Source organism: Streptococcus sp. SM3, assembly GCF_027497875.1.
Genome location: NZ_JAJNSA010000058.1, coordinates 1 through 15228 on the forward strand (window position 1 = coordinate 1; position 15228 = coordinate 15228).

At 43.9% G+C, this 15228-nt stretch carries 15 protein-coding genes; 1 reads left to right on the plus strand and 14 read right to left on the minus strand.

Going from position 1 to position 15228, the window contains the following annotated elements; genetic code table 11:
* Nucleotides 1–19: 19 nt before the first annotated feature.
* Both PAN06_RS09020 and PAN06_RS09025 read right to left on the minus strand, forming a co-directional pair.
* On the minus strand, nucleotides 20–907 hold the full coding sequence (locus PAN06_RS09020; protein WP_269796125.1) for a HAMP domain-containing sensor histidine kinase: 888 nt from the start codon (nucleotides 905–907) through the stop codon (nucleotides 20–22).
* A complete protein-coding gene (locus PAN06_RS09025) occupies nucleotides 907–1596 on the minus strand; it encodes a response regulator transcription factor (protein WP_269796126.1) in 690 nt (229 codons plus the stop codon). Before PAN06_RS09025 ends, PAN06_RS09020 begins: the two co-directional genes overlap by 1 nt.
* A gap of 203 nt (nucleotides 1597–1799) precedes the next feature.
* Between PAN06_RS09025 and PAN06_RS09030 the strand changes: the two genes are divergently transcribed.
* Nucleotides 1800–2333, plus strand: a complete 534-nt coding sequence (locus PAN06_RS09030) for a hypothetical protein (protein ID WP_269796127.1) — start codon at nucleotides 1800–1802, stop codon at nucleotides 2331–2333.
* A 114-nt stretch (nucleotides 2334–2447) separates the two neighbouring features.
* On the opposite strand, the gene PAN06_RS09035 is transcribed toward PAN06_RS09030, so the two are convergent.
* The 12 genes from PAN06_RS09035 to PAN06_RS09090 form a co-directional block, all read right to left on the minus strand.
* On the minus strand, nucleotides 2448–3887 hold the full coding sequence (locus PAN06_RS09035) for a 6-phospho-beta-glucosidase (RefSeq protein WP_269796128.1): 1440 nt from the start codon (nucleotides 3885–3887) through the stop codon (nucleotides 2448–2450).
* A gap of 241 nt (nucleotides 3888–4128) precedes the next feature.
* Nucleotides 4129–4305 carry a hypothetical protein gene (locus PAN06_RS09040; RefSeq protein ID WP_269796129.1) on the minus strand — a complete coding sequence of 59 codons (177 nt, stop codon included), beginning with the start codon at nucleotides 4303–4305 and terminating at the stop codon, nucleotides 4129–4131.
* A gap of 286 nt (nucleotides 4306–4591) precedes the next feature.
* Nucleotides 4592–4939: a VOC family protein gene (locus PAN06_RS09045; protein ID WP_269796130.1), complete on the minus strand. Its 348-nt coding sequence runs from the start codon at nucleotides 4937–4939 to the stop codon at nucleotides 4592–4594.
* 58 nt (nucleotides 4940–4997) lie between these two features.
* The gene (gene spxB / locus PAN06_RS09050) at nucleotides 4998–6773 is read right to left on the minus strand and encodes a pyruvate oxidase (protein WP_269796131.1); all 1776 of its coding nucleotides are present in this window, start codon (nucleotides 6771–6773) and stop codon (nucleotides 4998–5000) included.
* Between the two features lie 499 nt (nucleotides 6774–7272).
* A complete protein-coding gene (locus PAN06_RS09055) occupies nucleotides 7273–9495 on the minus strand; it encodes a heavy metal translocating P-type ATPase (protein WP_269796132.1) in 2223 nt (740 codons plus the stop codon).
* A gap of 10 nt (nucleotides 9496–9505) precedes the next feature.
* Complete coding sequence (locus PAN06_RS09060; protein WP_009731652.1) at nucleotides 9506–9877, minus strand: cupredoxin domain-containing protein; 372 nt, start codon at nucleotides 9875–9877, stop codon at nucleotides 9506–9508.
* Nucleotides 9878–9895: 18 nt separating this feature from the next.
* Nucleotides 9896–10291: a CopY/TcrY family copper transport repressor gene (locus tag PAN06_RS09065; RefSeq protein WP_003013309.1), complete on the minus strand. Its 396-nt coding sequence runs from the start codon at nucleotides 10289–10291 to the stop codon at nucleotides 9896–9898.
* Nucleotides 10292–10439: 148 nt separating this feature from the next.
* Nucleotides 10440–11072: an SGNH/GDSL hydrolase family protein gene (locus PAN06_RS09070; RefSeq protein ID WP_269796133.1), complete on the minus strand. Its 633-nt coding sequence runs from the start codon at nucleotides 11070–11072 to the stop codon at nucleotides 10440–10442.
* Nucleotides 11073–11921, minus strand: coding sequence for an HAD family hydrolase (locus PAN06_RS09075; RefSeq protein ID WP_269796134.1), 849 nt, complete (start codon nucleotides 11919–11921; stop codon nucleotides 11073–11075). It lies immediately after the preceding gene.
* 136 nt (nucleotides 11922–12057) lie between these two features.
* Complete coding sequence (locus PAN06_RS09080) at nucleotides 12058–12636, minus strand: HD domain-containing protein (RefSeq protein WP_049471920.1); 579 nt, start codon at nucleotides 12634–12636, stop codon at nucleotides 12058–12060.
* A 183-nt stretch (nucleotides 12637–12819) separates the two neighbouring features.
* A complete protein-coding gene (locus tag PAN06_RS09085; RefSeq protein ID WP_269796135.1) occupies nucleotides 12820–13536 on the minus strand; it encodes a DUF554 domain-containing protein in 717 nt (238 codons plus the stop codon).
* Nucleotides 13537–13559: 23 nt separating this feature from the next.
* The gene (locus tag PAN06_RS09090) at nucleotides 13560–15224 is read right to left on the minus strand and encodes a hypothetical protein (RefSeq protein WP_269796136.1); all 1665 of its coding nucleotides are present in this window, start codon (nucleotides 15222–15224) and stop codon (nucleotides 13560–13562) included.
* Between the last annotated feature and the right edge of the window lie 4 nt (nucleotides 15225–15228).

Below are 15228 nucleotides of genomic sequence, written 5' to 3' on the forward strand. Positions count from 1 at the left end.
AAAAAGGCTTGACGAGTGGTCAAGCCTTTTTTCTTAATGTAATGGTCAAAACAAACCAATCTGCCTCCGTTGCCAATTGCAAGTCGCCCCCCAAGATCTCTACAAAATTTTGAATGATGTAGAGCCCTAAACCAGAAGACTCTTCTGTATCCGATAAATTTTCTGAGTAGAAGCGACTAGCCAATTGGTCTAAGTGCTGAATCGGTTGTTGCACAATATTGCGCAGCTCGATCCGAATCGTGTCCGCATCCGAGGTCAAGGTCAAGCGCGCCTGCTCCTTTCCATGCTTGAGGACATTGCTGAGCATATTTTGCAAGAGGCGCTCCCAAAGCTCCGGATCGGTCGCATAATGAAGATGCTCTTCTAGCTCTACCTCTAAGGCAATCCCCGCCTCAGACAAGCTATCATAATACTGGAACAACTGCTGGGTCAGGACTTGGCTGAGATCGACGTCTGAAATCCGAGGCTGAATAGCTCCCTCCATCAAGCGTCTGTATTCCAAGAGAGATTCCAGGCGTTTTGAGACGACTTGAAGATTGGAAGCAATTTTCTTCAGCTTTTCTTCTTCCTGCGTCCCACCCTTGATGATTTGTTGGGTATAGCCCGATGCAATGGTCAAAGGCGTTCGAATATCATGAGCAATATTACTGATGGCCATATCCAAGGTCTTTTTCTCTTGAAAGGCAATCCGATTGGTCCGCTCGATCTGGTCAAAGAGATCACTGACCTGCTTAGTCAAGGCGACCAATTCTTTTTTTGAGACCTGAGAGATCAGCCGTACCCCACTCCCGCTTTGAAGCTTCTGTTGAATCTGCTCCTGCAAATCTTTAAGAGCAGAAAGCAAGCGAGCATAGCCTAAGCCCAAGAAAAGGACAAGGACGACAAGAATTAGAACTACAACCCACATTACTTGTCTCCTTTCAAGCGAACACCCAAGCCCCAGACCGTTTCAATATAGTCCTCATCCGGATCGAGCTGGGCAATTTTCTTTCGGAGATTGCTCAATTGGGCATTGAGGGTATTGTCTCCAGGCAGATAGACTTCTTCCCAGACCGCTTCATACAATTCTTCTTTGGTAAAAATCTTCTTTGGATGCGCCAGCAAGGTCTCAAAAATTTGAAATTCTTTTTTGCCCAAGCGAAGCGTCTGTTCGCCGGACTCCAGTTCAAAGGTTTCTGGATTTAAGACCAAATTCTTAAAGGATAGCTTTTGCGACGCTTGAGGTTCCTGTGCTACCGTTGGTTGATTTCGCAACTGCACCGTCACCCGAGCGGCCACTTCGTCCAGATTAAAGGGCTTGACAATATAATCATTGGCACCTGCAAGGAGATACTGGCTAATGAGGTGTTTGTCTCCCAGAGCCGTCATCATGATGACTGGCACCTGACTCTGCAAACGGATCTCCTCAAGGACCTGATCCCCATTCTTCCCTGGAAGCATGATATCCAGAAGGACCAAATCAACAGCTTCTTGCTGGAAGAGTCGCAGCCCTTCTGTACCTGAAAAAGCCTGAAGGACCTCATGGTCTTCACTTAAGAGACTGTATAAAATTTCTTGGATATCATTATTATCCTCGATTAATAAAATCCGTGCCACTTGCCTCACTCCTTTTTTCTTTTCTTGCGAAATCAGTTCTATTCCCCTAGCCTATCAAATAAAGGGACCTTCGTCAATGAAAATCTGATAAAATTCTATTGTCCCCAGGTAGATCTGCATGTTAGGTCATCACAAGATGAACTTGACGATCCTTTCTTTCAAAGGGTATAATAGGACCAATGACACAATAGGGAGACTCATCTATGAAAAATAATGCTAAAACTAAAATCAGTCTTGTATCCATCCTTGTCATCCTGGGCGTTGCTGCAAGAATGATGCGAGTCATCCACCGCCAGCAAATCAGGGAGCAAAACAGACAAACCATTCAAACGACTAAAAAGGTTGCAGAGTTTCAGAAAACACTAGACGAGGAAGAAACGAAGAAACGCAACGAAACCTTCAACAAGATTTATAATGAATCCCTTGTTCGGACAAAATTTGAGAACTGGCAAAAAGTCGATGAACTTCATGGTTTGGGGCAAAGAGCTGGGCAATTTTATATCTATAACTTTGGAAAAAAGGAAGAAATCCTTTTAGAGAATACAGATCAAGCATTTGTTCTACCCATTCGAGACAAGAGCAATAACGTCACATTTGAGGCCATCTTTGCCCACAAGGACGGTCAGTGGCACATCATGAAGCCAGACGGAAGTTCACAGTTGCAACTAGGAGCAGCCAACATTTCCGCTGAATCTAAGTTTGTCATCGAAAACAATGTCTTAGATTACGACCAGTAAATCCGTAATGACTTGGCTTAACTACATACAAAAAGCTTAGGACCCCAGCTTGAAATTGGGATTCTAAGCTTTTCCGTTTATAGGAGAGAGTCGGCCAGGAAGTACCGAAAACTTTTATTCAACAGAAGCCCCATTGGTCGCAATGACTTCTTTGTACCAATAGAAGGATTTCTTACGTGAGCGCTCCAAGCTTCCCTTGCCTTCGTTGTCCCGATCGACATAGATAAAGCCGTAGCGCTTCTTCATTTCTCCAGTCCCGGCAGAGACCAGGTCAATACAGCCCCAAGTCGTATAGCCCCAGAGGGCAACGCCATCTTCATGGATGGCATCCCGCATGGCCTTGATATGAGCAGCCAGGTAGTCAATCCGGTAGTCATCCTCAATCTCCCCGGCTTCATTCGGGGTATCAACGGCGCCTAGTCCATTTTCTACAATAAACATGGGTTTTTGATAACGATCCCAGATGGTGTTCAACGTAATGCGAAGACCAAGAGGGTCAATCTGCCAACCCCATTCCGAGCTTTCTAGATAGGGGTTCTTCAAAGAGGCAAAGATATTGCCCGCTGTTTTCTCCCTTTCAGCTGGATCCCCTGAAGCGACCCGACTGGCATAGTAGGAGAAGGAAATAAAGTCTACCGTGTGTTCTTTCAACAATTGAAGGTCCTGTTCCGTCATCTCAACCGTGATTCCCTGACGCTCCCACTCTTTCTTGGCATAGTTAGGGTATTCCCCACGCGCCTGCACATCGATAAAGAAATAGTTCTTACGGTCTTCTTCTAGACCAGCCCAGACATCCCGCGGAGCACAGGTATGCGGATAGTTTTGACCCGCTGCTAGCATACAGCCGACCTTATTGTTAGGATCAATCTCATGGGCTAGCTTGGTAGCAATGGCTGAAGCGACCAACTCATGGTGAGCTGCCTGGTATTTGACTTGCTCCTCATTCTCCCCTTCTTCAAAGCAGAGACCCGCTCCCATAAAAGGCGCATGGAGGATCATATTGATCTCATTAAAGGTTAGCCAGTAGTTGACCAAGCCCTTGTAGCGAGTGAAGAGGGTCCGGCAGAGGCGTTCGTAGTATTCCAACAGCTTGCGACTACGCCAGCCACCATACTCAGTAATCAAATGCATGGGACAGTCAAAGTGGGTAATGGTCACCAAGGGTTCAATGCCGTACTTGTGGCACTCCTTAAAGAGATCTTCATAAAATTGGAGACCCGCTTCGTTTGGCTCCAGTTCATCCCCTTTTGGGAAGATCCGAGACCAGGCAATGGACAAGCGATAGGTTTTAAAGCCCATTTCCCCAAAGAGGGTAATGTCTTCCTTGTAGCGATGGTACATATCAATGCCTTCTTTAGCCGGGTAAAAATAGCCCTCTTCAAAGTCGAACATCTTTTTCTGACCCGTAATAATCGCATGACGATCAGGCCCAATCGGTACCACATCCACATTAGCCAAGCCACGGCCATCTTCATTATAAGCTCCCTCACACTGGTTAGCAGCAGTTGCTCCACCCCAAAGGAAACCATCTGGAAATTGAAGTTTGTCGGTCATCACTTTACCTCACATGATTTATTACTTTTATTATACTAAAAAAGGACAAAAAGTTTGGAACTATCTGGGTAATGATATCTCTGAGCTTACTTTTATATATGGCTAAAAAACAAGAACGAGGGTAATAATTTTGTTATAAAAATGTTAACTATCACAATCTTGTGATAAGAAAGAGGATAAGAAAAAGACCGAATTGCTCCGATCTGTTTGATTCCTAAAATGTAAAAATGAATTGCTTTTATCAATTAATGGATTGATTAATCGAATTAATGGATTGATTAATCGTCATCAAACCGTGGTCAATTAATGCAGCAATATCTTCAAGGCCGTGCAAAATAAAACTTCCTACAATCAAACCAATAATAATTGAACAGATAATCATGGTCACACAGATTAGATAAATGTCCTTTTTTTGCATACCGTCTCTCCTCGTAATATCTATTCATGGAGATATTTCAATCCCAAATTTCAATGAAAAAAGAAAATCCACTTACTACAGCTGTTTAAAAAATATTTCTCCTTTCCACATCAGTCTTATTTTTTGCTATTATATTTTTATTATAAGATTTTAGGAAAGCGTTGTCAACTATTTATATGCAATTTCTTTATATTAAAAAGACCGGATTGCTCCGATCTTTCAATAGTTCATATTCTCATATTCTGTTTTAAGAATCATTATGGTTAACTTCAAATGACTAAGCATCCTATTTCATACGATAAAAATCAATGACTAGACCAGCAGGACCTTTAACTAATAAGGACTCTGTTCCCCAATCCGTTTCACAAGGACCGTGTAAAATCTCGACACCGATCTCTTTTAAACGTTGGTAATTCTGATTTACATCCTCAACCTCGATATGAAGAATGATTCCTGACTGAAAATCTTCCAAAGGAATCAAATGATTTTGAGACAACATGAGACAATGACTGCCAATCGTGAACTGAGCAAAACTGTCGTCAACATAATCGGCTTTTTTATCCAAAATACGCTCCAAGTCAGCACAGACTTGGGGAACATTTGAAACGATGATATCTATTTGATTTAAATTCATTTACTATCTCCATAAAAAGACCGGATGACTCCGATCTTTTTAATTTCCATGAGAGGAATTATTTAATTGCGCGTGATTGCAACCCTTCTTCTTCCAAGAAGAGGCGGAATGGTACAAGCTCTTCAGCTTCGTATTTTTCCTTGAAGGCTTTGATGGCTTCTTCTGAGTGTTGTTTTGGATCCAACTCAAGTACTTCTACTGGAAGTGGACGATGTGGAGTGATGTGAGCATCGATAACAACAGTTTTACCTTCTTTGTTCAATTTAACAGCTTCTGCAACGACTGCGTCGATGTCTTCGATACGGTCAACTGTAAATCCAATAGCTCCTTGAGCTTCAGCGATTTTCGCATAGTCAGCATTAGGGAAGTCACAACCAAACAAGTGTTTGTTTGTGTCTTCGTATTTGTCCTTGATGAAGGCATATTTACCATTTGAGAAGACAACGTTGATAACTGGAAGGTCGTATTGAACGTTTGTGATAACGTCTGGGTAGCACATGTTGAATGCACCGTCACCCATGATGTTCCATACTTGGCGATCTGGATTGTCTTTCTTAGCAGCGATACCACCAGGAAGGGCGATCCCCATTGTCGCAAAGAGTGGAGATGTACGCCACATGTTCTTAGGTGTCATGTGAAGGTGACGAGTAGATGTTTGAGTAGTGTCACCTACGTCGATTGAATAGATAGCATCTTGATCAGCATGTTTGTTGATTGCATTGTAAACTTGATACAATTGCAATTCACCCTCAGTTTTACCTTCGAGTTTGTTCATGTAATCACGCCAGTTTTGGTTGTTCTTCACGTTTGCACGCCACCATGGAGTAGATTCAACTGGATTCACTTTGTCAAGGATTGCTTTCGCTGCTTGACCTGCATCACCAAGGATTGAAGCGTCAAGGGCATGGCGTTTACCAAGTTTGTAAGGGTCGATATCCACTTGGATGAATTTTTCAGTGTTCTTGAAGGCTTCGTATACTTCAGCAAATGGGAAGTTTGAACCAAGGAAAAGAACTGTGTCTGCTTCAAAGACCACTTCGTTGGCTGGTTTCCAACCAACACGGTAAGCAGAACCTGTCAATCCTTCGTAGTTCCATTCGAAGGCCTCAAAGTTTTTACCAGTTGTGATGATTGGTGCTTTGATCTTGCGTGACAATTCAGTGATGACATCACCCGCACCAACTCCACCGAAACCAGCGTAGATCACTGGACGTTCAGCATTGTTCAAGATTTCAACTGCTTTGTCAATTTCCACTTCGTTCAAGGCAGGAGCGATAAAGTGACGTTCATAAGAACCTGATCCGTAGTATGAGTTTTCGTCGATTTCTTGGAAACCAAAGTTTACTGGAATTTCAACAACGGCTGGACCTTTTTTAGAAACGGCAGCACGGCAAGCTTCATCGATTACTTTTGGCAATTGTTCTGCGTAAGCTACACGTTTGTTGTAAACAGCGATACCGTTGTACATTGGGTTTTGGTTCAATTCTTGAAAAGCATCCATGTTCAATTCATTAACTGGACGTGATCCAAGAATGGCAAGGAATGGAGTGTTATCCATAGCTGCATCGTAAACACCGTTGATCAAGTGAGTCGCACCAGGTCCACCTGAACCAACTGCAACCCCGATAGAGCCACCAAATTTAGCTTGCATAACCGCTGCAAGAGCACCAGTTTCTTCGTGACGAACTTGCAAGAAACGGATATCTTTGTCTTCAGCCAAAGCGTCCATAAGTGAGCTAAGTGTTCCAGATGGGATACCGTAGATCGTATCTACGCCCCATGTTTTCAATACATTAAGCATTGCTGCAGATGCAGTAATTTTCCCTTGAGTCATTCTAACTCTCCTTTAATTCTATTTTGATCCCTTAAAATGCAGCATAGCGCTTCTACTTCATCTTTGTGATCATCTCGCCTTGAAAATGAGTTTTTTCTGACTTTTCTCATGAAAACGATTTACAAAACGATTACAGTATTAATTTATCACAAAGAGATTCACATGTATAAGAATCTGCTCAGAGATGCTCAATCCCTATTACATAACAGATGCTGATTTTGAGAAAAATTCACAAACTATAGTAGAATAGGATATTTTATTATAATTTGCATGCACCTCTAATACTTGTAGCTGTAGGAAATCGAACAAAAAGAGGCTGGGACAAAAGTCCTAGCCTCTTAACTGTTTTTGGATTGTCGAGCAAGACGCAGTGGTTGAGTAGGCTCTACTACGCTAATTTCATTAGCTTTTACAGCCCTACTCAACTGTGCGGAGGTGAGACGACGAAATCGAATTCTAACGAATTACCGATTTCTGTCCCACTCTCTTTTTGTTTCATTTAATCAATTTTCGCAACATTGAGAAGCAGAGAGCTAATCAAAACAGACAAAGAACTAAGGGCCATGGCAAGACCTGCTAGTTCTGGATTGAGGGTCAATCCCAGTCCTACAAAGACTCCAGCAGCAATTGGAAGCCCAAGGAGATTGTAGATAGAGGCCCAGAAGAGATTGAGTAAAATCCTGCGGAAGGTCTTTTGACTCATGTCAAAGGCGCGCACAACGCCAAGCAAATCATTTTGCGTGAGCACGATGCCACCGGACTCGATCGCAATATCCGTTCCAGACCCCATAGCGATCCCCACATCCGCGATCGAGAGAGCTGGAGCATCATTGATCCCATCTCCAACAAAGGCGACCTTGCTAGCTTCTTGCAGTTTTTGGATGGCGCTAGCTTTTTCTTGAGGAAGGACATCAGCAATGACGGTGTCAATTCCCACTTGCTTAGCAATAGCTTGGGCCACCCGTTCATTATCCCCCGTTAACATGACCGTTTTCAAGCCCCGTTCTTTGAGCTTTTTGATCGCTTCTTTTGAGCTGGCCTTCGGAGCATCTTGAATGGCAATCAAGCCAATCACTTGCCCATCCACAGACAAACTGATCACTGTTTTGGCCTGCTCTTGCAACTCTACCATCCGTTTTTCAAGCTCCGGATCCATCGCTGTCCCGTCATGAAGTTTACCATTTCCCAAGGTCACCAACTGCTGGTCGATCTGACCTTGGACCCCTTTTCCTTCAATCGCTTGGAAGTTTTCCACAGGGGATAACACCAAACCTTTTTCTTCTGCTTGGGATAACACCGCTTGGGCTAGTGGATGTTCTGAAAAAGTTTCAAGACTAGCAGCCAGTGTCAAGACACGCGCTTCATCTCCTACAACATCGGTTACAAGTGGTTGACCAATAGTAATAGTCCCTGTCTTATCAAACACAACAGTTTGAATCTTTTGCACTTCTTGAAGAACTGTTCCATTTTTAATCAGAACCCCCATCTTGGCACTACGGCCGGTTCCGACCATCAGGGCTGTTGGGGTTGCTAAACCAAGGGCACAAGGACAGGCAATAATGAGGACAGAGACTGCATAGAGCATGGCCTCTTGAAGCGACGCGCCCAGAAGCACGGACCAAACCCAGAAAGTCGCAATGGCCAAAATCGTCACCACTGGAACAAAGATACCTGAAATCTTATCCGTCAAATCTTGAATAGGAGCACGACTGGATTGGGCCATTTTGACAAAGTCCACAATTTGAGATAAGAGGGTCTCACTACCGACTTTTTCAGCCTTAAAGAGAATGGTCCCATTGCTGTTGATAGTGGAGCCGATCACTACATCACCAACTGATTTTTCCACAGGCAAGCTTTCACCTGTCACCATCGACTCATCAATGGTCGTACTTCCTTCTACAATCGTCCCATCAACTGCGATCTTTTCCCCAGGACGGACCCGAATCAAGTCACCAATTTGGATATCTTCTGCCGCCACCTCGACATAGTTCCCATCACGGAGAACTTGAGCCGTTTTTGCCTGCAAATCCAACAACTTTTCCACAGCCTCGGAGGCATTGTTACGCATCCGTTCTTCAAAGATTTGTCCTAAGAGGATAAAGAAGATGATAAAACCCGCAGCCTCAAAGTATACTGGCTGACCAGTAAAAAGGGCAAATACACTATAGACATAGGCTACCAGGGTTCCAAGAGCTACCAAGGTATCCATATTGGAATGGTGCTTCTTAAATGAGGCCCAGGCACTCTTGATAAAAGGAACTCCTGCTACCAACATGATCGGCGTTGTCGCTAGAAAAGTCCCCCAGCGACTGACTGAATGGGATACAAATCCTGCCATCATCCCGATCATCAAGATCAATAAAGGAAGAGTAAAGATACTAGTAATCCAAAAACGACCCAGTAAACCTAAGACACGACGGCGTTTTTCCACAACCGTGTAGGAACCCTTTTGCATCTTCATTCCACATGAAAACTCGAAGTCCCCTGTTTCTGTCGGGGTAAAGGATATCACCTTATCCACACCGACTTCCAAAGGCTCTAAAATCCCCTGATCTTCAAATAAAATTTCCTTGTAACAGCCGGAAGGATTGACCCGATGGAAGGTGATTTCAGCAGGGATCCCTTTTTGAAGTTGAAATTCCTTTGGACTATAGCCTTTTTCTGCTGTAATACGGATCTTTTGCACTCCGTTTTCCACAACTGCTTTTTGTTTTTCTACCATACCTACTCCTTTATTCCACAATCATGTGACCATGCATCATGTTCATTCCACATGAATACCCATATTCGCCCGCTTTTTCTGGCGTAATTTCAATGACATGTTTTTCACCTAAAGGCAAATCTTCATGAACGCCAAAATCTGGAAAGATCACTTGAGCCAGACATGAAGATGGATCCTTGCGATTAAAGATGATCCGAGCTGGAACATTCTTTTTCAGGACAATGGTTTCAGGCGAATAGCCCCCCATGACTTCGACTTCAATTTCTTGATAACCTGATTTCTGACGAGCGTGGCCGCTTACCTTTTCATGCTCTGCAAAGAACCACCAAGCAATAAAAGCAACCAAAAGTAAACAAACAATACTAATCAACAATCCAAACATGGAATTTCCTTCTTTCTATTACATACAATTGCAAGGGACTGTTTCGACAGCCTCTGCTTTCTTTTCTTCGAGGACCTGCTGCAGCTGATTAAGATCTGCAAGCGTAAAGTCACTCTCCTGAATCAAGTTTTCAAGCACCTGGACAATTCTTTTTGAGCAAACCTTGTCTTTCACATCCTCAACCACCAAGTCTAAACCCTGGTCCTGCTTCAACAAAGCCGAGTAAACAAAGGCTTTGCCTGATTTTTCTCTAGTCAAACATCCTTTCTCCACCAAGCGGGTCAAGAGAGTCTTGATGGTCGACTTCGACCAGTCAAAGCGCTCGGACAAGACGGCGATCAAATCCGTGCTGGTTTGCTTGCCTTCCATCCAGATAATCTTCATGATGCGCCATTCCGCATTGGAAATTTGCATGGCTTCTCCTTTCTAAATCTACATTTGTAAATCTTATGATGCTATTTTACACCTAAGATTTACATTTGTCAACAAAAAGTTTTAAAAAAAACAAATCTTCCTTTGAAGATTTGTCTAGTTGGGCTTTTTTCACTCCCTATTTTTATCTCTATACTATCTCCTGCAAAGCTTGAGCTAGGATGCGATACCCGGCCACACTTAGATGGAGGCCATCTGTCGTATAGGCTTCTGCTAACTGCCCCACTTCATCCAATAAAGACGAATACACATCGACATAGCTGACCTGGTGGTAGGCTTGGGCCAATTCTTGATAGGCCTGATTGAGGGCCTGAATGTTTTCATTGGTCCGGACATAGACCTTTTGCTTGTAGCGCTCTTCTTGACTCACCGGTAAAACCGAGATCAGGTTGATGTGGGTCAGCGGAAAATCCCGCATGATTGCTTGTAAGACCGATTCTATATTGTCTAAGGTTTCCTTTTGTGGAATTTCTTTTCCGATATCATTGGTCCCGATCAAGAGAAAGATCTGATCCACCGTCGTCCCAAAGACATGGGCATCTAGATGCTTACGAAGGAGATCCGTCTTATAGCCTCGCACTCCTCGATTGACCATGTGCTTAGGACTTTGTAATAGTTCATGAATAGGAAAATACTCCATGATAGAGTCCCCGATAAAGATCAAACCAGGCTCCTTCAGAGGGGCTTGATTGAGCTCCCGATAGGTTGTTAAAATTTTCTCCTGCTCCTTTAAGAGCCAGTCTTCTAACAGTTGTACCGCCATCTACTTCTTTCCTTTCACTTGTTCCCAGAGGGTCAGTCCTAGATACTCTTCGATCACTTGGTAGACACCGCCTTCTTGATGGCTCGGCGCTAGGTGTTTGGCAACAGCCTTGACAGCTTCTTCTGCATTGGCCACAGCATAGGAGTGACCAGCCATTTCAAGCATTTCGATGTCGTTTCCGCTATCCCCAAAGGCCATGACCTGACTAGCATCGAGCTGCCATTTCTCCATTAATTGAGCCAGTCCCCAAGCCTTGTGAATACCTGCTTGTAAGAGATCCATGCTCCCAAAACCGCTCGAAACCGCCATGAGCTGATCTCCAAAAGCCTGTTGGACTTCCCGACTCACTTGATCAAGACGATCCAAGCCAACCACCAAGCTCATTTTAAGCACCTGGTCAAACAAATCGGCTGTCAATTCCGGAACAAACTTCATTCGCTTGTACAAGGCTTCAATCACTTCCGGCTGCATGAATTTTTCAACTTCTGTAAAGACCGTGCCTTCCTTGACAAAGCCACCATTGACAGCTGATACAACCAACTGATCTGAAATTTCCCGGCCCTTAAAATAAGCAAGAACCGCCTCCACCAATTCCCGATCCCAGAATTTTCCTAGAACCATCTGGTCATTCTCAAAAATCCGAGCTCCGTTGGCGACGACCAGGGTCACCCGCTTGACCAAGGGACCCAAGAGCTGGCGCATGCGATGGATTTCATTTCCCGTCGCAATGACAAAGCGAATCCCTTTTTGATCTAAGTGGTCCAACAGCCTTTCCAGACGCGGAAGGTCCACCTCTCCTCGTTCATCTAATAAGGTTCCATCCATATCTGTTGCAATCAACTTAATCATACAATCTAACCTTTTCCCTTTCATAGGGTGCAAACTATCTGTTCCCATTATACCACAGATCAAGCAAGTCAAAACCATCCGTGAAAACAGGTGGTTTACTTTTAGTCTGAAAGTTGCTACTAAAGACCAAGTGATATCATAAATATAATCCCTTTTCTACACTTTCCTGAACCAACTCTTCCGTCAGTTTCCATAACTCTTTGGACTCACTTTTTATAAATTTTTTCTTTTCTAATACCATCTCTGAACGGATATGATCGGGATTATAATTTACTTCTGACACTTCCAAGTGATTGATCAGTGGTACCAATGCATCAATCACTCTTGCATATCTTGCCTCAGGACTCTGCCCATTTTCAAACTCCAACCACGAATTTTTCATATTCAAATAGGTTGCTTCTGGAAGGAGGCTCATTGTTTTTTCTATAGATGCGAGCTCTCTATCATGAGCATGAACCTTTTTTTCATCATCAAACACCCAAGTATCTCCGGCATAAATCTCACCTAAATCATGAATCAATAACAGAAACATGACCTTTTCCATATTCAATTTTTCAGGATAATAATCTTGAAAAACCATCGCAGCTATCGCACCCTGCCAGGAATGCTCGGCACTATTTTCAAACCGTCCATCAAGGGTTCTATTAAACCTTGTTACTGACTTTAATTTTTCGATTTCTTTAATAAACTCAACTGTCTGATTCAAATCACTCATGGTGACTCCAACCTCCCTATTCGAAATTACGACTATCATACCAAAAATCAGGGTTTCCATAAATGAATTCCCATATTTGCAAAAAGATAATGCCCCTCTTTTTGGGAGCACCTTCATTTTTCTAACAAGACTACAAGGACAAGCAAAAAAGCTAATCATTCTTTACCGGTTAGCTTCTATTTTTCACCCAAGAAAGGCCCAAATAATGGCAATCAGCACTGCCGGAAGAAGATTGGCGACCTTGATTCGTTTGCCCCAGATGAGGTTGATCCCAACACAGAGAATGAGGCTGGAGCCGACCAGTGAGAGATTCGACAACGCTTGTGGGGTCATGATTGGTGCGATCAAATGGGCCAAAAGCGTAATCGCCCCCTGAAAGATCACAAGTGGAACCACCGCAAAGATGGCACCCTTTCCTTTTGAAACGGTCAAAACCAAAACGATGACCATATCCAGAATAGCCTTAGCCAACAAGGTCGAAGTGTCGCCTGTCAAGCCATCCTGGACTGCTCCGACTACCGCCATAGCCCCGATACAAATGGTCAAGGCCGTGGTCATAAAGGCATCAACAAAGCTGGAATCGCCTTGGTTGCCCGTCTTTTCCTTCAGCCAGGTTCCCAGGCGCTCAAAACCCTCCTCAATCTTCAAGAGTTCCCCGATAACGGTCCCGATTACTAGACTCAGAATCAACATCATACTGCCGTGACTCTCCACATGACTTCCATGCACCACCAGCATCTTTTCCAAGGTCCCTGCGATGCCCAAGACAAAAACAGCAACTCCTGTCACTTTCAGAAGGGTCTCATGAAAATCTTCTGACAAACGTTGACCGATGAGCAATCCTAAAAGCCCACCAAATAAGACCCCTAAGGCATTATAGAAGGTCCCTAAACCGATCATTTACAAACTCCTTCGTTCATTTTTCATTCTTTTTCAATTTCTTTCAAAGACCAGTGTCCCGTCTCTTCATACTGGTCAATCAAGTCCTTGGCTGTTTGCGTAATCTCCTCTGGATAATGTAAGCTTTCTAGAGTATTGACCGCATTCTTGGTCACGGCTGACCCTGGCTTGATCTGGTAGTCAAAGACGATCTTGCCATCCACATAGCGACTGTCAAAATGGTAATTATCATTGACCTCACCAGAGGCTGCGACAAGCTCAATATCATGACTGGAAATCATGTAGAGACAGTTTTGGGCAGCTAACCAGCGGACAATCCCAAGGCCTGATCCGATCCGCTCGATCGTATTGGTCCCCTTAAAGAGCTCGTCAATAAAGAAGTAGTGAAAACCTGGATCTTTGAGGTGCTGAATCATACGCAAAATAGCTTTACTTTCGGTGATAAAATAGCTATCTCCAACTTCAATATCATCGCTTACATCCATAGCCGTTAGGACATGACCGTAAGGCAAGGCCAAGGTTTCTCCATAGGCAAAGCCCAGCCCTTGAGCCAGAATAGCATTGATAGCGACGGTCTTCAAATAGGTCGATTTTCCAGACGCATTGTCCCCACTGATGACCATATTTTTTTGAAAATGCACATCATTTGCAATCGGATTGGACAGCAAGGGATGATAGAGCGTCTCACCTTCAATCCCACCCGTCTCTGTAAAGACTGGCTGACAGACTACTTCTAGGTCTCGTTTGTGGCGCAAGAGACTAATAGCAACTTCCATCTCCCCTAGCAGATCCAGAAGCTTCTGGGCCTCTTTTTGATGTGCCTTCACCTGATTGTAAATATAAACCTGGGCGATCTGCGGGAGTAAAAAGAGGACATTGAGGTAGAGGAGAATAATTTCCATCTCAGAAGTCCCCGTTGGACTCTGCGAGACACTGGCAAGGATCCGCGTTTTCTTAAAGGGTTTGACCGCTTGCTTGAGTTCTTCTCGTTGTGGCAAGGCTAGATGGCTCAAGCGTTCTGCCGAAGCAAAGATGCGGACCAGATAGCTAACATTGTCCAGACGGATTTTATTAGACCAATTGCGCAAACTTGAAAAGACGATATTAAAGACCACACTGATCACCAAGAGGGTCATCGCCCCAACGGGCTCAAAGGGAATGGCAAAGAGACAGAGGATTGGAAGACAGGCCAAGGCTATATAGAGGGGCAAACCTGCATAATGCTTGCCAGGTTTTGCAACAATGCTACGCGCCATGTTGTGGTTCTTCTTGCCCAGTTGGTTGAAAATGACCTGGACCTTGAGCCGCAAATCCGGATGCTCTTCAAAGAAGGCTTCTAAGTCATGAAGTTGATCCTGAGGCTGGAATTCCAGCAGGCGCATTTTTTGATAGAGAGCTTCTGCCCCAAGGCTCGATTGGGTGTAATTGAGCTGATCAAAGACCGCATCCAAAGCCAAATCATGCCAAGTCTGATCATCCACTTGGCTATCGATCGTCCTTCCCTTAGCTGGATAAGACAGACTGTCTATCAAACTTTCTTCCGTGTCTTTCTTACGAAAGAAAGGCGCTCCATCCCAAGCTTTTTTCAGCTTTTGCTTGAGGCGGATGGCCGTCAGAAATTTGGTTGCCCAAATTACCACCATCAATCCTAGAATCCCAATCGGAATCCAGTTCACATTTCCTTCCATGTTC